Annotated in this window: 12 protein-coding genes; 6 read left to right on the top strand and 6 right to left on the bottom strand. The window is 68.5% G+C overall.

Features of this window, described 5'->3' with window-relative positions:
* On the top strand, positions 1 to 731 hold a 731-nt coding region (locus ACFOD4_RS07570), incomplete at its 5' end, for a methyl-accepting chemotaxis protein (protein WP_379595338.1).
* A 36-nt stretch (positions 732 to 767) separates the two neighbouring features.
* Here the strand turns inward: ACFOD4_RS07570 and ACFOD4_RS07565 are convergent.
* Together ACFOD4_RS07565 and ACFOD4_RS07560 are read right to left on the bottom strand one after the other, a co-directional pair.
* Positions 768 to 1,460, bottom strand: a complete 693-nt coding sequence (locus tag ACFOD4_RS07565; protein ID WP_379595337.1) for an RraA family protein — start codon at positions 1,458 to 1,460, stop codon at positions 768 to 770.
* Positions 1,461 to 1,731: 271 nt separating this feature from the next.
* Positions 1,732 to 4,206 carry a sensor domain-containing protein gene (locus ACFOD4_RS07560; RefSeq protein WP_379595336.1) on the bottom strand — a complete coding sequence of 825 codons (2,475 nt, stop codon included), beginning with the start codon at positions 4,204 to 4,206 and terminating at the stop codon, positions 1,732 to 1,734.
* Between the two features lie 197 nt (positions 4,207 to 4,403).
* On the opposite strand from ACFOD4_RS07560, the gene ACFOD4_RS07555 reads away from it, so the two are divergent.
* Together ACFOD4_RS07555 and ACFOD4_RS07550 are read left to right on the top strand one after the other, a co-directional pair.
* Positions 4,404 to 4,811: a DUF427 domain-containing protein gene (locus ACFOD4_RS07555; protein ID WP_379595335.1), complete on the top strand. Its 408-nt coding sequence runs from the start codon at positions 4,404 to 4,406 to the stop codon at positions 4,809 to 4,811.
* Positions 4,812 to 4,932: 121 nt separating this feature from the next.
* The gene (locus ACFOD4_RS07550; RefSeq protein WP_379595334.1) at positions 4,933 to 6,309 is read left to right on the top strand and encodes a hypothetical protein; all 1,377 of its coding nucleotides are present in this window, start codon (positions 4,933 to 4,935) and stop codon (positions 6,307 to 6,309) included.
* Positions 6,310 to 6,370: 61 nt separating this feature from the next.
* Here ACFOD4_RS07550 and ACFOD4_RS07545 read toward each other — a convergent pair whose 3' ends face one another.
* Genes ACFOD4_RS07545 through ACFOD4_RS07535 form a run of 3 tightly spaced genes read right to left on the bottom strand, consistent with a single transcriptional unit; the run spans position 6,371 to position 9,967 of the window.
* Positions 6,371 to 6,958 carry a PqiC family protein gene (locus ACFOD4_RS07545; protein WP_379595333.1) on the bottom strand — a complete coding sequence of 196 codons (588 nt, stop codon included), beginning with the start codon at positions 6,956 to 6,958 and terminating at the stop codon, positions 6,371 to 6,373.
* A gap of 4 nt (positions 6,959 to 6,962) precedes the next feature.
* Entirely contained in the window at positions 6,963 to 8,642 is a 1,680-nt protein-coding gene (locus tag ACFOD4_RS07540; RefSeq protein ID WP_379595332.1) for a PqiB family protein, read from the bottom strand.
* Positions 8,639 to 9,967, bottom strand: coding sequence for a paraquat-inducible protein A (locus tag ACFOD4_RS07535; protein WP_379595331.1), 1,329 nt, complete (start codon positions 9,965 to 9,967; stop codon positions 8,639 to 8,641). Before ACFOD4_RS07535 ends, ACFOD4_RS07540 begins: the two co-directional genes overlap by 4 nt.
* Positions 9,968 to 10,131: 164 nt before the next feature.
* Here ACFOD4_RS07535 and ACFOD4_RS07530 point away from each other — a divergent pair, with 164 nt between their 5' ends.
* Positions 10,132 to 11,082, top strand: coding sequence for a 2-hydroxyacid dehydrogenase (locus ACFOD4_RS07530; RefSeq protein WP_379595330.1), 951 nt, complete (start codon positions 10,132 to 10,134; stop codon positions 11,080 to 11,082).
* A gap of 43 nt (positions 11,083 to 11,125) precedes the next feature.
* On the opposite strand, the gene ACFOD4_RS07525 is transcribed toward ACFOD4_RS07530, so the two are convergent.
* Entirely contained in the window at positions 11,126 to 11,743 is a 618-nt protein-coding gene (locus ACFOD4_RS07525) for a TetR/AcrR family transcriptional regulator (protein WP_379595329.1), read from the bottom strand.
* 123 nt (positions 11,744 to 11,866) lie between these two features.
* On the opposite strand from ACFOD4_RS07525, the gene ACFOD4_RS07520 reads away from it, so the two are divergent.
* Positions 11,867 to 13,096 carry an efflux RND transporter periplasmic adaptor subunit gene (locus ACFOD4_RS07520; protein ID WP_379595328.1) on the top strand — a complete coding sequence of 410 codons (1,230 nt, stop codon included), beginning with the start codon at positions 11,867 to 11,869 and terminating at the stop codon, positions 13,094 to 13,096.
* A gap of 9 nt (positions 13,097 to 13,105) precedes the next feature.
* Positions 13,106 to 16,267, top strand: coding sequence for an efflux RND transporter permease subunit (locus ACFOD4_RS07515; RefSeq protein ID WP_379595327.1), 3,162 nt, complete (start codon positions 13,106 to 13,108; stop codon positions 16,265 to 16,267).
* Positions 16,268 to 16,274: the final 7 nt, after the last annotated feature.

Below are 16,274 nucleotides of genomic sequence, written 5' to 3'. Positions count from 1 at the left end.
GTGCCGGCATCGCCACCGGCCAGTCTGCCGAGGTGTCGCGCGCCGCCGAGGCCGCCTCGGCCAATGTGCAGACAGTGGCGGCCGCCGCCGAGGAACTGTCCGCCTCGATTGCCGAGATCACCCGGCAGGTGTCGCAGTCGGCCCATGTGGCGGCCCGCGCCGCCTCCGATGCCCGGCGCACCGACGAGACGGTTCGGGCGCTCGCCGATGCGGCGGGCCGCATCGGCGACGTGGTGTCCCTGATCAGCGACATCGCCGGCCAGACCAACCTGCTGGCACTGAACGCGACGATCGAGGCGGCACGCGCCGGGGAGGCCGGCAAGGGCTTCGCCGTGGTAGCCTCCGAGGTGAAGTCCCTGGCCAGCCAGACTGCCCGCGCGACGGAGGAAATCGGCAGCCAGATTGGCCAGATCCAGCAGGTGACCAAGGAGGCCGTCGGCGCCATCAAGGGCATCGCCGCCACGATCGACGAGGTGAACCAGATCGCGGGGGCCATCGCCGCGGCGGTGGAGGAGCAGGGTGCGGCGACGCAGGAGATCGCCCGCAACGTGCAGCAGGCGGCAGGCGGCACGCAGGCAGTCACGCGCAGCATCGGTGCGGTCAGCACCGCTGCCGGAGATACCGGACAGGCGGCGGAACAGGTACTGGCGGCGTCGGGCGAGCTGAGCGCGCAGTCCGAACGGCTAAGCGCCGGCATCCGCGACTTCCTGGCCGGGGTGAAGGCGGCCTGAGCATCGCTCCGGAACAGGCCGCGCCCCGATCGCGGTCTACATGATCCCGGTGCGCGCGAAGATCTCCGCCGTGCTCTGCCCGGCTTCGATCATCGCGCGCACCTGGCCCTCTCCCTGCACCTTGGCGAGCGCCGCCCGCAGCACCTCTTCCTCCGCCGCACGCGGCACGATGACCACACCGTCGACATCGCCCATGATCAGGTCGCCGGGTTCGACCCGGCACGCATTGGGAAACTCGATCGGGCAACGATAATCGATGACCCGACCGCGAAGCCGCTGATCCTGGGCATAGCTGCCGGCGGAGAAAACCGGGAAGCCCAGGCCCCGGATCTCACGCGTGTCGCGGTGGAAGCCGCCCAGAACGGCTCCGGCGGCCCCCAGTGCCATGGCCCGGCCGCTCATCAGCCCGCCCCAGAGCGCGTAGCGGGGGGAAGCGCCGGTGCAGATGTAAACCTCGCCAGGCTTCAGATCGTCCAGTGCCGAGAACATCAGCCCGAACGCGTCCGAGACGGGGCCACGGCTGGCGGTGTCTGTCGCGCAATCCGCCTCCAGCACCGGCATGGCACGGCCTGCCAGCACCATCTCGGGCGTCAGGGCGCGGATTTCGGGTGGCAGGAACTGGTGCCGCAATCCCATCACATCCATCACATCGCCGAGCACCGCGGTGAACAGCTCCTGCCGCATCATGGCGAACAGAGCTGTGTCATCGGTGGGGACGGTGGCGCTCATGGTCGTTCCTCCTTGCTGTCCGGCTCTGGGTTCTTATGGGCGACGCAGGCCACACGCGCCCTGCGGCGACAGCGGGGCGGCGTCGGGTGCGCAGCTTGCCATCCGGTGACGCGTCAACCCAGAAGAGCATGAAGCAAAGGCACAACGGCCCGAAGTCTCGGGATAGTGCAGGCAGGCCGCTCCAACTCCCGGCGGCAGACCCGGGAATCAGCCACGGCGATGGTCTGCCACCGGCATGGCGCGGGCCAGGCGGGATTTGCAGACGATCCGCTCAGGCCGACAAGGCGGCGGGCACCCTGCCAGAACGGCTGCTCCGGAAGTCGGCGATCCAGTTATGCACCTCGCCGGCCGGACAGGGACGGCTGATCAGGAAGCCCTGCACCTCTGGGCAGCCCTCGGCGCGGAGCATGGCGATCTGGCTCTCGGTTTCCACGCCTTCGGCGGTGGTGGCCACGCCCAGGCTGCCGCAAAGGCCGGTTACCGCGCGCACGATCGCCGCCGCTTCCGGCTTCACGCCCAGATCCTGCACAAAGCTGCGGTCGATCTTGATGCGGGTGAATGGCAGGGAGCGCAGAAAGCTCAGCGAGGAATACCCGGTGCCGAAATCGTCCATGGCGATGTCGATGCCAAGGTCACGCAGCCGGTGCAAGGTGGTCTTCGCCATCTCCATGTCGTCGATCATGGCGGTTTCGGTGATCTCCAGCTCCAGGCGGTGCGGTGGCAAACCGCTTTCCGCCAAGGCTGCCTGAATATCCCCCACCAGATGGGGCGCACGGAACTGCGTGGGCGAGAGGTTCACCGACACCTTCAGCCCGTCGGGCCAGGCCGCCGCCTCGCGGCAGGCAGTGCGCATGATCCAGTCGCCGATCTCAGGCATCAGGCCGATCTCTTCGGCCAGCGGAATGAACTCGCCGGGAGAAACGCGGCCGCGCACCGGACTGTCCCAGCGCAGCAGTGCCTCGAAGCCGTTGATGTGGTCGCGCTCCAGGTCGACAACAGGCTGGTAGTGCAGCAGGAATTCATTGTTGCACAGGGCCCGTCGCAGATCCTGTTCCAGCTCGAGCCGTTCCTGCATCACCCGTTCCATGCCGGCGACATAGGCACGGTGGCAGCCGCGTCCGGCCTGCTTCGCCTGATACAGGGCGAGATCAGCGTTGCGCAGCAGGATATCGGGATCGGTGCCGTCCAGCGGTGCCACGGCCAGGCCGATGCTGGCGCCGATCAGCACCTGCAGCCCACTGACCACGAAGGGGCGGCCGATCTCGCGGATCAGCCGGTCCGCCACCGTTCCGGCTTCCGTGGCGCGGGCGCAACCGCCGAGCATGACGGCGAACTCGTCCCCGCCCAGTCGCGCCACCACATCCTGCGGCCGCAGCAGGCCCTGCACCCGCTCGGCCACCGCGCGCAGAAGCGCGTCGCCTGCCGGGTGCCCCAGCGTGTCGTTCACCGGCTTGAAGCGGTCCAGGTCGAGGTAGAGGACCGCGCAGCTACCCTCCGTGGATGTCTCGGCGTCCAGCCGGGCGCGGAAGCTGGCGCGGTTCGGCAGTTCCGTCAGTCCGTCATGATGCGCCAGATGCACGATGCGCCGCTCGATCTGCCGGCGCTCCGTGATATCGTCCATCGTGGTAACCCACCCGCCGCCGGGCAAGGCGCGGTGGCTCATGGCGATGGTGCGGCCTTCGCGGATCATCTCCTCCGCAACAGTGTGGTGCGTGCCCGCCAAGGACGCCAGGTGCTCTTCCCGGATGCGCCGAATGGCGCCCCGCGCGCCCGGCCCGTGCAGGCGCGAAAGCAGCTGGGTAAAAGTGCTGCCGATATGGGCCGCCGCCTCGTCCAGCCGCAGCATCTCGCGGAATCGGCGGTTGCACAGCGCCAGCCGCTCATCGGCGTCGAACAGGCACAAGCCCTGCGACATGTTGGCCAGGGCCAGGTCCAGCTTGTCGGTGATGCGCTGCAGGCGCGTCGATTGCTCGCGCTGCTCGGTCAGGTCGCGGGTGATCTTGGTGAAGCCCAGCAGCGTGCCGTCCACGTCCTCGATCGGGTCGAGCACAACATGGGCCCAGAAGCGCGAGCCATCCTTGCGCAGCCGCCAGCCCTCATCCTCGAACTTGCCGACGGCCAAGGCCGTGGCAAGCGCCTGCTGCGGCGAGCCGGCGTCAAGATCCTCCGCGGTGTGGAACACGGAGAAATGCCGGCCGACGATTTCGGCGGCGGCATAGCCCTTGAGCCGTTCGGCGCCGTCATTCCAGTTGCTGACCATGCCCCGGGGATCGAGCATGTAGATGGCATAGTCGGTGACGCCCTGCACCAGGAGGCGGAAGGCACGTTCGCTCTCGGTGGAGCGGCGCTCCGCCTCGTGCTGAGCGGTGATGTCACGGGTGATCTTGGCGAAGCCGAGCAGCCGTCCCGACGTGTCATGCACCGCGTCGATCACCACATGGGCGCGGAAGCGCGAGCCGTCCTTGCGCAGCCGCCACCCTTCCCCCTCGAACTTGCCCTCGGCTCGGGCGGTGGCCAGGGCTTGCTGCGGCAGCCCGGCGGCGCGGTCCTCCGGCGTGTGGAACTCGGCAAAGCTGCGGCCCAGGATCTCTGCCGCGCGGTATCCCTTGAAGCGCTCGGCCCCCGCATTCCAGCTGGCCACGATGCCGTCCGCCGTGAGCATGTAGATGGCGTATTCCGTCACCTCCTGCACCAGCAGGCGGTAGAGCGTGTCGTGCGGGACCTCTGCACCTGCGGAGGATGACATCTTGCGACTCCGGATCGGGCGGCGCGGCGGCTTCGCGGCCCCGTGCCATGCGGAGCGGTGAATGAGCACCGGCAATCGGAAAGAAAGCGTAAACGGGGTGCCTTGCCCGCCGGCTCGCCGGCCAGCGCAACGGCGCGGCCACACCGGGCGTTTCTGCCCTGTCTGATGCGTGCATAGGGAGCTGCGGGAGCGGAACCATGGCCGGACGCGACGACGGGGCGGAACCATCCGATACGGTGCCCCGCATCACCATCACCCCCTGCCACGAATGCGTCATCGTGTCGGCGGGCGGACGCACCGTGGCCGAAAGCTGTGCCGCGCTCGTGCTCCGGGAAGGGGACTACCCGCCCGTCTTCTACATTCCGCGCAGTGATGTGCGGATGACGCTTCTGAGCCGGAGCGAACTGGTGACCCACTGTCCCCACAAGGGACAGGCCACCCATTTCAGCATTGCCCCGGGCGGGGACAGGGGCCTGAACGCTGCCTGGAGCTACGAGGCACCGCTACGGCAAGTCTGCATGATCCGCGATCATCTCGCCTTTTATCCCGACCGCGTCGACTCCATCGCCACCCGTCCGCGTCATGAACGCTCCATGCGCCATTGAATGACGTCGCCGCGCTTGCCTCAGGCAGTCTGCCCTGCTCAACACCTGCCGGCGGGCGCTCCAGAAGGCCAGGCGGAAGGTCCGCTGCGACCGAGAGGGCGCCGGGACGGCAGGGGGCAGAATGGCCAGCATCCGGGAAGTCCATGCGGCGTTCAAGGACATCCTCTCAGAACAGGAAGCGGTGACCGAAGTCCTGAACCAGCGGACGGCGTCGCTGCGGTCGATCTGCTTCCGGGTGCGCAGCCCGGTGCGCGATGCGCTGGCCGCACTGATCAACACCTCGCTGCGCGATGCCGAGGATCTGGGACGCCTGGCTTCCGCCGGCGACGCCGCCCCGCTCGACCGGTTCAACACGGTGCGGGCCCGGCGTGATCGCGAGCGCGAGCGGCTACAGGCCGAGATCGCGCGCAATTCCGATGCGGCGCTGGCGGCGCTGGAGGGGCGGGTGGAAAAGGCCCGTCGTGCACAGGGCGAAGCGCGGCAATCCGCGGCGCTCCGCCGCGGCCACCTTGCCACGGTTGCCGCGCTGGCGGGATCCGGCACCTTCGCAGCCATGGGCTTGCATGAGCCCGATGCGCTGCTTCGCCACCTCGCCGCGCCGGACACGGAGCGGAATTTCCGGCAGGCCGGGATGCTGGCGCGGCTGACCCGCGGGTCGCTCCGCGCCGTGGCCGCGGCGCAGCGGCAGCATCCGGGCGGCGAGGGCCGCGACCTGTTCGAGGATGCCCGGTTGTGGCTGCTGCGGGTGGAGGAGGAGGCGCAGGCCGGCGCCGAGCGCGAGGTGGCCGAGGCAGCGGCCCGCGCCCATGGCCAGGCCCGGCGCGAAGCGGAAAGGGCCCTGACGGGACTGCCAAGCGATGCACGGCTGCTGAGCGATGCGCGCGACCTGGCGATCAGCCACGCCCTGACCCCCGACGGGGCTGCGGCGTTGCGCCGCATGCTTGGGCGACATGCCTTTTCCGACCAGGCGCTGGCGTTGCTGGCACGCGTCGCGCTGGCCGAGGCGGTGGCGGACGATGTTGGGCGCCGTTGGGCCGTACTGGCGGGCTTTCGCGATGCGGTGCAGGGGTTGATACCCGTGCTCCACACGGTTCTGGAAGCAGCGCCGGAGCAGGAAGCGCGGGGACTGGACCTGGCGGCCATCCAGTCCCGCTGGACGGTTCTGCGCGTTGATGCCGAAGCCGGCGCCGAGGGGCTACGCATCCTGCGCGCCGCAACGGCCGCGCTGGAGACCGAAGAACAGGGCAACTTGCCGGACGCACCGGACGACCACGTTTTTTGGCGCTTGGCCGGACTTGGCTGGTGGGTCGGGCTGTTGGAGAAGACTGCCTTGCTGGCGTCCCTTACCGCTTGTCTGCCCGGCCTGGAGGATGGATTGCCGACCGAGGTCGCGTCCCTTCTGGGCGAGGCACGGGCGGAACGGCTGCGGGCCGCCCTCGCTGTGGCAACGGCTACGCCGTTCGACGCCGAATTTGCTGGGTGGCGCCCCGAAGCCTAGCGGAACGCCTGTCTGCCGGCGGCGGTCGGCTCGCCACCGGAAAGATCGGGGCGCCGAACGGCTACGGCCGGGCGCCAGCCAGCATGTCCGCCAGCCCGTCGGCCAGCCTGCCGGCGGCAAGGCTCATGGCCTGGACGGTAGCCAATGTGCTGGAACCCTGGATCGGAACTTCCAGATCAAGGGTGCGGTTCAGCTGCCGCCTCCGCGAGGCGCGGGCGGTTCCGGGCTGCACCACCGCCTGCGCCACCAGCACCACCTGTCCGTTGCCGCTATCCTCGAAGCGCTGCACTTCCAGCTCGGCCACCGCATCGCTGTCGGCGGTGATGGCCGCGCCTTCGCTGAACACCGTGCTGCCCGGCAGGCGGCGCGTCAGGTTCTCGGCCAGCACGCGCCCCAGCATTTCGCCCGGAGGCTCCGCCCAGCGAGCACCCGGCAGCAACTCGATCCTTCCAGGCGCGCCGGCGCGGACGATCTCCGAGCGGTCGAGGTAGCGCGCCAGCCCAACCCGGCGGAGCTCGATCACGCGCGGTGTTCCCTGGCGGGCCGGGCCGTCCGCCGGTTCCAGTCGGTAGTAGTCGGCCTCGGCCGAGGCGCAGGCGGCACCCAGCAGCGGCAGGGCCAGCAGGGCGTGGCGGCGTGTCAGGCTCATGCGGTTACTCCGTCCGGCCCCGGACCAGTGCCTCGGGGTGGCGTTCCAGGTAATCGGCCAGCAGCCGCACGGAGCGGGCGGCATCGGTGGCCTGGCTCATCAGCCGGGCCAGATCGCGGCTGAAGGTGGAGTTGGCGCCGTAGCCCCGCTCGATCCCGCTCACCGCGGCCCGCGCGCTGCCGATGGTGCGGTCCAGGTTGTCGGCAATGGAGGGAAGGCGCTTCAACAGCGGGCCCAGCCCGCCATCGGCCTTGCGCACCAGGGATTCCAGTTCGGCCAGCGTGCCGGACAGATTGCTGATCGCGCCCTTCAGCTCCGGCCCGCCCGCCAGCGCGTTCACCGAGGCCAGGGTCTCGTTCAGGTTGCGGCCGATCTCGGCGATGGGGAATTGCCCCAGCTGGCCGGCGATGGCGCTGACGGCGGTGAAGATGTCGCCGCCGCCATCCAGGCTCGGGATCACCAGCCATTCGCCTTCCTGCCGGATCTCGGCTGGCGGCGCGTTGGGCACGAAATCCAGCGTGATCACCTTCTGCCCGGTGAGCAGGTTGCCGCTGGCCAGCTGCGCACGCATGCCCTGGCTGACAAACCGATCCAGCGCCGCGCGCACCTCCTCCTGCGGGCGGCCCTCGGGGAAGGCGATGCGGTCAGGCTCGACGGCGATGCGCACGGGCACGCGGAACCGGTCGGCGGTCTGGTCATACGCGAGGCGCACGCTGGTGACGCTGCCGATGCGGATGCCGCGCATCTCGACCGGAGAGCGGGCGGCGAGGCCTCGCACATTGCCATCCAGATAAACCAGGAACTCCAGCCGGTTCTCCGAGGTCGCGGCCACCGCATCCTCGACATTGTTGTAGAGGGTGAATTCGGCGTTGTCGGCGGCGGGCTCGGCCTGGCGTTCGCGCGGCGGGGTGTCGAAGGCGACGCCGCCGGCCAGCAGCGCGCGCAGGCTCTCGACCTCGAGGTTCAATCCATCAGGCCCAAAGCCGATGCGCACCCCGGAGGTGTTCCAGAAGCGCGAGCCTTCCCGCACATAGCCCTCGTACGGGGAACGGACAAAGGCGCGCAGCGTGACGATGCCGTCCGGCGAGGGAGGATCGAAGCTCAGGATCTCGCCCACCTGCACGTCGCGAAAGAACACCGGCGAGCCGCGATTGAGCGAGCCGAGCCGCCAGGTCTTCAGCGTGAAGATCCGCCCCGGCTCGTCCGAGCGGATGCCCGGGGGATCTTCCAGGCCCCGGTAGTCGTGCCGGGCCTCGCCCGGTGGTCCCGGATCGAACTCGATAAAGGCCCCGGACACGATGGTCTCCAGGCCGGACACGTTGCCGGCCGTCAGCCGCGGCCGCACAACCCAGAAGCGCGTACCCTCCGTCAGGTGATCGGCAAGGTCACGGTCCATGCGGACGAAGGCTGTGATGCCGGACAGGTCGTCCGCCAGCTCGATGCGCTCCACCAGGCCGATGGCCACCGATTTGTAGCGCACCTGCGTCTGTCCGGCGGTCAGCCCGTCGGCGGTGCGGAAATGCACGGTGACCAGCGGCCCGCGAGCGGAATAGGTGGTCCAGAGCAGATAACCGGTGATGGCGGCCGCGACGATCGGGATCAGCCAGATCAGCGAGAAGCGGCGGCGATGCGGCCGGGCCTCGGCGAAGGGCGCCCCGGAGGTGTGGTCTTCGGGCTCGCTCATCTGGGGCGCGCGGCCTCCTGCTCATTGGCGCCGGCCGCGTCCCACATAAGGCGGGGATCGAAGCATTCGGCGGCGATCATGGTCAGGATGACCACGGCGCCGAAGCAGGCGGCGCCCACCTCGGCATGGATGGAGGCGATGGCGCCGAACCGTACCAGCGCGATCAGCACAGAGACCACGAAGACGTCGATCATTGACCAGCGCCCCAGCGCCTCCACCACGCGGTAAAGTTGCGTTTTGCGCCGGAGGTTGCGCGTGGACCGGCGGCGGATGGACATCAGCATGATACCCAGCCCAACCAGCTTCAGCATCGGCACGGCGACGCTGGCCAGAAAGACGATCAGCGCCAGCGGCCAGAAGCCGGTATGCACGAACTCCACCACGCCGCCCAGAATGGTATGCGGTCCGCCCCGCCCCAGGGTGATGATGTTCATCACCGGGTAGTAGTTGGACGGGATGTAGAGAACGGCGGCGGCAAAGAGGAGGGCCCAGCTTCGTGCCACGCTGTTGGGCTTGCGGTGGTGCAGCGTGGCGCCGCAGCGGGGGCAGCCCGCACCGTCGGGCGCACGGGTCACGCGGCGGCAACTATGGCAGGACAGCGACCGTGCCGTGCCGGGCCGTGCCAGCCGGGTGTGGGGCGCCATCATGCCGCGTGCCTCCATCGCATCCCAGGCCGCTTGCGGCTCAAACATGGCGTCGGCGGCAACCAACGCCAGCACCACGGCGCCGAGGCCGTACACTGCCGGCCCCAGTTCCACCTCGGCCAGGTCCACCAGCCGCGTGTAGGACACCAGAGCGCCGAACAGAAACACTTCCAACATGGTCCAGGCGCCCAGATGCCCGTGCCAGCGCAGCGCCGGGATCATCAGGCGCGGCCCGAGCCAGGGCGGCGGGTGCCGCAGATGCAGCCCGCCAAGCACTGTCAGCCGCAGCATCAGCCGCGCCAGCGGCACCAGCACCAACGTCACCACCACTACGATGGCCAGGAGCCACAGCCCGTCCTCGGCGAAGGCGGAGGCGCCGGATTCGATGCGGCTGCCGCGGACCTGCCCGAGCAGCCTAAGCGTCAGGAACGGCATCGACAGGCTCATCGCGCACAGCATCAGGCTGGCGAGAGCCAACGCAAAAGGTGCGTCCAGCGGACGGGCATGGTGCCGCCGCAGCACGGCGCCGCAACGCGGACAGCGAGAATCCACTCCAACCGCTTGCGGATGCAGCCGCAGCATCATGCCGCAGTCATGGCACTGGCGGGCGAGGCCGGTGCCGCCGGAAAGGGCAGCTTCGGCGGCGTCGCAGGCCAGGGCTGGGCGGGATGCAGGTGACATTCACCGCCAATGTGCCGCCTCAGCCGCATCCGGCAACCCCTCCATGCTTCCGGTGCCGGATCAGGTCAGCCTGGGCTTGGCCGGGAGGCTCCACGGCTCGTGGCGCTGGCATGCGCTTTGCTGCACCGCCGCATCGTCACTGACCCCGAGGAGCCTTCTCCACCATGAAACCCCTCGTCCTGAGCGCCATGCCGCTGACTGAAACCTTGCGGAACAGGCTTGAGGGGCCATGCGACCTGCTGATCCTGCCGCCCGGCACCACGGCCGCGACCTTGCCCTCCAGGGCCCGGGATGCCCGTGTGCTGATCACCTTGGGCGGGCTGCACACGGATGCCGCAATGCTGGCGGAGTTGCCCGGGCTTGGCCTGGTGCATTGCTATGGCACAGGCTTCGATGGGGTCGATCAGGCGGCGGCGCGCGATGCGGGCATTGTCGTCACCCATGCAGGAGATGCCAACGCGACCGCCGTGGCCGAATTCGCTCTGGGGCTGGTGCTGGCTTCTTCCCGGATGATCCTGCAAGGGGACCGGCTGATCCGCGAAGGGCGATGGCTGGACCTGAAGCTCGACAGGGTGCCGATGGCACCGGGCTTGGCCGGCCGGCGCCTCGGCATCTTTGGCATGGGCGTCATCGGCATGAAGATCGCTAGCCGTGCCACCGCTTTCGAGATGGAGGTGGGCTACCATAACCGGCGCCGCCGCGACGGCCTGCCCTATGCTTACCACGAAAGCCTGGCGGAGCTGGCCGCGTGGTCGGACGTGCTGGTCGTCGCCGTTCGGGCCAGCGGCGAAACGCGGCACGCCGTTGATGCGTCGGTGCTGGCCGCGCTGGGTGCGCGAGGGGTGCTGGTGAACATTTCCCGCGGCAGCGTGGTGGATGAGGCAGCATTATGTGACGCGCTGCAGTCCGGTGCGGTGGCCGCCGCGGCACTGGACGTGTTCGAGCAGGAGCCACATTCGCCGGGTCGCCTGACCGCCGCGCCGAACACCGTGCTCACCCCGCACATGGCGGCTCTGACCAGCGCCGCCCAGGGCGCGCAGCAGCAACTGGTGCTGGAGAATGTGACAGCGTTTCTGGCCGGGCGGCCGGTGCGCTGCCGGATCCCCGGATTCTGAGGGGGGAGGCGCCAGTGCCGGGCGGTGCCCGGCAGCTGGCTCCTCAGGCCTGGCAGCCCTTGAGGAAAATGGCCACGGCCTTGTGGATGCGGGCGCGCAGCATTGCTTCCGGCAGTGCCGGCAGCATCGCCACGAGCCTTTCATAGTGGAAAGCTCCAAGCGCCATTCCGATCAGCATGCGCGCGGCCTCTTCCGTTGGGCCGAAGCGATACCCACCTTCCTGTTCCAGCAGGGCCAGGTAGCGTTCCAACGCGCCGATGCCTCCTCCGAAATGGCGCTCGGCCGAGGCGACAAGCGACGGATTGGCACCATATTCCGCCAGCACCATGCGCAGGGTGCTGATGGCGTCCTCGCACAGCATGACACCGGCCATGCGGAACAGCAGATCTTCCAGTGCCGGCCCTGGCGGGAGGCCGGGATCGATCTCCATGTTCTTGAGGGTGGCCTTGAAGCGGTTCAGCAGCAGGAAGAACAGCGCCTCCTTCGACTCGAACAGCTTGTAGATGGTTTTTTTGGAGCAGCCGGCCTGCCGCGCCACCACATCCATGGTGGTGGCATGGAAACCCACCCGGCGAAACTCCGCCTCGGCCACGGCAAAGATGCGTTCGCGCGCATCGTCCCGTGCATCATCCTCTCCGACGGTGTCGGGGACCAGGGGCACTCCACAGGCGGTTGTTACGTTGTTGTGCACTGAATACCTCGGGAGTCCGGCAAGCTTGGCTTGACTCTCCACAGGATACTAACGAGTTTCCGCCTCCACGCAACTCAGCTCCAGGAGCCTGCCATGGTTCACCCCGACACCGCTGCCGGGCCGGTACGTGCCGCGCGCCGTACGATGCTGGCCATCGCAGCTGTGCTGCCAGCGGGGCTGTTCCTGGCAGGCTGCGATGAGACGCCGCAGGCGAAGGCGCAGCAATCTCCACCGGCGCCGGAAGTAACCGTGATGGCGGTGAACCCGCAGCCGGTGAGCATCCACACCACCTTGCCGGGCCGCACCGTGGCCTTCCAGGTCGCCGAAGTGCGCCCCCAGGTGGGCGGTGTGCTGCGCGAGCGGCTGTTCCGCGAAGGCGAGGCGGTGGAGGCGGGGCAGAAGCTGTTCCAGATCGACCCGGCACCGTACCGGGCGCAGCTCGCCAGTGCCGAAGCCGGGCTGGAACGGGCCCAGGCGCAGCTTTCCTCGGCTCGCGTCACCGCCACGCGCTACGCGCCGCTGGTTCGGCAGAACGCGGTGTCCCGACTGGATTACGAAACCGCCGTGGCGACGCAGAAGGAGGCCGAGGCTGCCGTGGCCTCGGCCCGCGCGTCGGTGGAGACAGCGAAGATCAACCTGGGCTACACCACGCTGAACTCGCCGATTCCCGGCCGCACCGGCCGTGCCAGGCTGACGGTGGGCGCGCTGGTGACGGCCGATCAGGCCGAGCCGTTGCTCACCGTGACGCAGCTCGACCCCATCTATGTCGATGTTACCCAGCCCGCGACCACGCTGCTTCGGCTGCGGCGGGAAATGGAGGCCGGGCGCATCCGCCGCGCCGAGGGCGATGCCGCCGAGGTCCGGCTGCTGCTGGAGGATGGCACCGAGTATGCCCATGCCGGCATGATGCAGTTCTCCGAGGTGACGGTGGATCCCTCCACCGGTTCCGTGGTGCTTCGGGCCGAGTTTCCCAACCCCGAGGGCCTGCTGATGCCGGGCATGTTCGTCCGGCAGAAGGTGGAGGAGGGCATCAGCCAGAATGCCCTGCTGGTGCCGCAGCGCGCGGTGACGCGCAATCCGCGCGGCGAGGCCGTGGTCAAGGTGGTGCAGCCCGACGGCACGGTGGCCGAGCGCACCATCGATGCCAACCGCGCCATCGGTACCGACTGGCTGGCGCAATCCGGCCTGAATGCCGGCGACAAGGTCATTGTGGAGGGGGGGCAGCGCGTGCAGGCCGGCGCTCGGCCGCAAGTCAGTGAGATCACGCGCGACGAGCTGGGCCGCAACCGGCAAACCGCGCAGCAGGCACCGAACCGGGGCTGAACGAACACCATGGCACGCTTCTTTATCGACCGCCCGGTTTTTGCCTGGGTGCTGGCGCTGGCGACCATGCTGATCGGCCTGATCTGCTTGCGCACCCTGCCCATCTCGCAATACCCGAGCATCGCGCCACCTTCCATCCGCATCACGCTGAACTATCCCGGCGCCTCAGCCGAGACGGTGCAGAACACTGTGGTGCAGGTGATCGAGCAGCAGATGACCGGGCTTGACGGCCTGCTCTATTTCACCTCGTCCTCGAACCGCGACGGCAGCGCCGCCGTGGAGCTGACCTTTGCCCAGGGCACCGATGCCGACACGGCGCAGGTACAGGTGCAGAACAAGCTTTCCCTGGCCGAGACACGTCTGCCCGAGACGGTGCGCCAGCAGGGCATCCGCGTCGCCAAATCATCCTCCGCCTACCTGATGGTGATTGGCTTCGTATCGTCCGACGGCACTCTGAACAGCTCGGACCTGGCCGATTTCATCGCCACCAACGTGCAGGATCCGTTGACCCGCACCCTGGGCGTCGGCGACTTCAATCTCTTCGGCTCGCAATACGCGATGCGGATCTGGCTTGATCCGAACAGGTTGAACGCCTTCAACATGATGCCATCCGACGTGACGGCGGCGATCTCGGCGCAGAACGTGCAGGTGGCCTCGGGCGAGATTGGCGCACGTCCGGCCGTGCCCGGGCAGATGTTGAACGCGACGCTGATCGGCCCGTCCTACCTGCAGACGCCGGACCAGTTCGGCGCCATCCTGCTGCGGGTCAATCCCGACGGATCGCAGGTGCGGCTGCGAGACGTGGCCAGGATCGAGCTGGGCGCGCAGAGTTTCGCCGTGTCTTCCCAGTTCAACGGCCGCCCCTCCGCCGCCATCGGCGTGCAGCTGGCCGCCGGCGCCAACGCGGTCGCCACTGCGGAAGCCGTGCGCGCCACGCTGGACGAGATCAGCGGCAGCTTCCCCTCCAACATCGAGATGGTGATCCCCTACGACACCACCCCGTTCGTGGAGATCTCGATCAAGGAGGTGGTGAAGGCGCTGGTCGAGGCCATGGTCCTCGTCTTCATCGTCATGTTCGTGTTTCTGCAGAATTTCCGCGCCACGCTGATCCCGACGCTGGCGATCCCGGTCGTGCTGCTCGGCACCTTCGCGGTGCTGGCTTTCGCGGGCTACTCGATCAACACCCTCACCATGTTCGCCATGGTGCTGGCGATCGGCCTGCTGGTCGACGACGCCATCGTCGTGGTGGAGAATGTCGAGCGCGTGATGGAGGAAGAGCATCTCTCGCCGCTCGAGGCCACGCGCAAGTCGATGGATCAGATTTCCGGCGCCCTTGTCGGCATCGGCCTGGTGCTGTCGGCCGTGTTCCTGCCGATGTTCTTCTTCGCCGGTTCCGCCGGCGTGATCTACCGGCAGTTCTCGTTGACCATCATCACGGCGATGACGCTGTCGGTCGCGGTGGCCATCATCTTCACCCCGGCACTTTGCGCCACCATCCTGCGCCGGCCCAAGAACCACGGTGCGCAGAAGCGCGGCTTCTTCGGCTGGTTCAACCGCAATTTCGATCGTACCACGCGCGGCTATGTCGGCGGGGTGCGGCACGTCGCCACCCGCCCCGCACGCTTTCTGCTGATCTATGCCGCCGTCGCGGTCGCCTTTGGCGTCATGTACATGCGCCTGCCCTCCTCCTTTCTGCCCAGTGAGGATCAGGGCGTGATGTTTGTGCAGGTGTCCGCGCCTCCGGGCGCCACCGTGGCGCGCACCAGCGAGGCCGTGGAAGCCATCAACCGGTACATGCTGGAGCAGGAGAAGGAGAACGTCGCCTCGGTCATGGCGATCACCGGCTTCTCCTTCTCGGGCCGCGGCCAGAACGCCGCCATGGCCTTCGTGCGGCTGAAGGACTGGGAGGAGCGCGGGCGGCCGGACCAGTCGGTCAGCGCCATTTCCGGCCGTGTCATGCGGCACTTCGCCGGCTTCAAGGATGCCCAGGTTTTCGCCTTCGCACCGCCCGCAGTGCCCGAACTGGGCAATGCCACCGGCTTCGAGATGCAGCTGGTGGATCGCGGCGCCAATGGTCATGAGGCGTTGACCCAGGCGCGTAACCAGATGCTGGGGGCGGCCGGGCGGAGCGGCACGGTGGTGGGCGTGCGCCCCAGCAGCCAGCCGGACGAGCCGCAGTACAAGCTCGACATCGACTGGGAAAAGGCCAGCGCGCTGGGGCTTTCGGTGCGTGACGTCAATAGCACCCTGTCCGCCGCCTTCGGCTCCTCCTATGCGGGCGACTTTTTGGACCGCGGCCGCGTGAAGCGGGTGTATGTCCAGGGCGCGGCGGAGTTCCGCATGCTGCCCGAGGATATCGGCCAGTGGTATGTGCGCAACGCCAGCGGCACCATGGTGCCCTTCAGCGCCTTCGCCACAGCGCAGTGGGAGATCGGCTCACCGGGCCTGACGCGCTTCAACGGCATCAGCGCGGTGGAACTCTCGGGCGATGCCGCGCCAGGGCAGAGCACCGGCGCCGCCATGGCCGAGATGGAGCGGCTGGCCGCCGAGCTGCCGCCCGGCTTCGGCGTGGAATGGAGCGGCCTGTCCTATGAGGAGCGCGCCTCCGGCTCGCAGGCCGCGCCGCTCTATGCCATCTCCCTGATTGTCGTCTTTCTCTGCCTCGCGGCGCTCTACGAAAGCTGGGCGATCCCGGCTTCGGTGATGTTGGTGGTGCCGCTCGGTGTGTTTGGCGCGGTGACGGCGACGCTGCTGCGCGGCCTGGAGAACGACGTGTATTTCCAGGTCGCGCTGCTGACCACCGTGGGGCTTTCAGCCAAGAACGCCATTCTGATCGTGGAATTCGCCCGCGAGCACTTCGAGGCCGGAGAGAACCTGCTCAGCTCCGCGCTTCACGCGGCGAAGGAGCGCCTGCGGCCGATCCTGATGACGTCGCTGGCCTTTAGCCTCGGCGTGGTGCCGCTGGCCATTTCCACCGGTGCCGGCGCGGGCGGACGCGTGGCCATCGGCACGGGCATCATCGGCGGCGTCGTGACCGGCACCGTGCTGGCGGTCTTCTTCGTGCCGCTGTTCTTTGTGCTGGTCCTGAAGCTGTTCCGCACCAAGCGCGCCTCCGAGCGCCAAGCCGAGCAACGCTCCGAGGCCGTGGCCCAGCCGGGGGCGGGGGATTGAGAATGAA

It is taken from the genome of Teichococcus globiformis (assembly GCF_042646265.1).
GTDB lineage: Bacteria > Pseudomonadota > Alphaproteobacteria > Acetobacterales > Acetobacteraceae > Pseudoroseomonas > Pseudoroseomonas globiformis.
The sequence above is the reverse complement of the archived record's forward strand: the minus strand, read 5'-3'. Positions and strand labels throughout refer to the sequence as shown.

Coding starts and splice junctions, on each gene's coding strand:
- ACFOD4_RS07515 (WP_379595327.1), top strand. CDS start 13,106: ATGGCACGCTTCTTTATCGACCGCCCGGTTTTTGCCTGGGTGCTGGCG.
- ACFOD4_RS07555 (WP_379595335.1), top strand. CDS start 4,404: ATGGCCGGACGCGACGACGGGGCGGAACCATCCGATACGGTGCCCCGC.
- ACFOD4_RS07535 (WP_379595331.1), bottom strand. CDS start 9,967: ATGTCACCTGCATCCCGCCCAGCCCTGGCCTGCGACGCCGCCGAAGCT.
- ACFOD4_RS07565 (WP_379595337.1), bottom strand. CDS start 1,460: ATGAGCGCCACCGTCCCCACCGATGACACAGCTCTGTTCGCCATGATG.
- ACFOD4_RS07545 (WP_379595333.1), bottom strand. CDS start 6,958: ATGAGCCTGACACGCCGCCACGCCCTGCTGGCCCTGCCGCTGCTGGGT.
- ACFOD4_RS07550 (WP_379595334.1), top strand. CDS start 4,933: ATGGCCAGCATCCGGGAAGTCCATGCGGCGTTCAAGGACATCCTCTCA.
- ACFOD4_RS07560 (WP_379595336.1), bottom strand. CDS start 4,206: ATGTCATCCTCCGCAGGTGCAGAGGTCCCGCACGACACGCTCTACCGC.
- ACFOD4_RS07530 (WP_379595330.1), top strand. CDS start 10,132: ATGAAACCCCTCGTCCTGAGCGCCATGCCGCTGACTGAAACCTTGCGG.
- ACFOD4_RS07540 (WP_379595332.1), bottom strand. CDS start 8,642: ATGAGCGAGCCCGAAGACCACACCTCCGGGGCGCCCTTCGCCGAGGCC.
- ACFOD4_RS07520 (WP_379595328.1), top strand. CDS start 11,867: ATGGTTCACCCCGACACCGCTGCCGGGCCGGTACGTGCCGCGCGCCGT.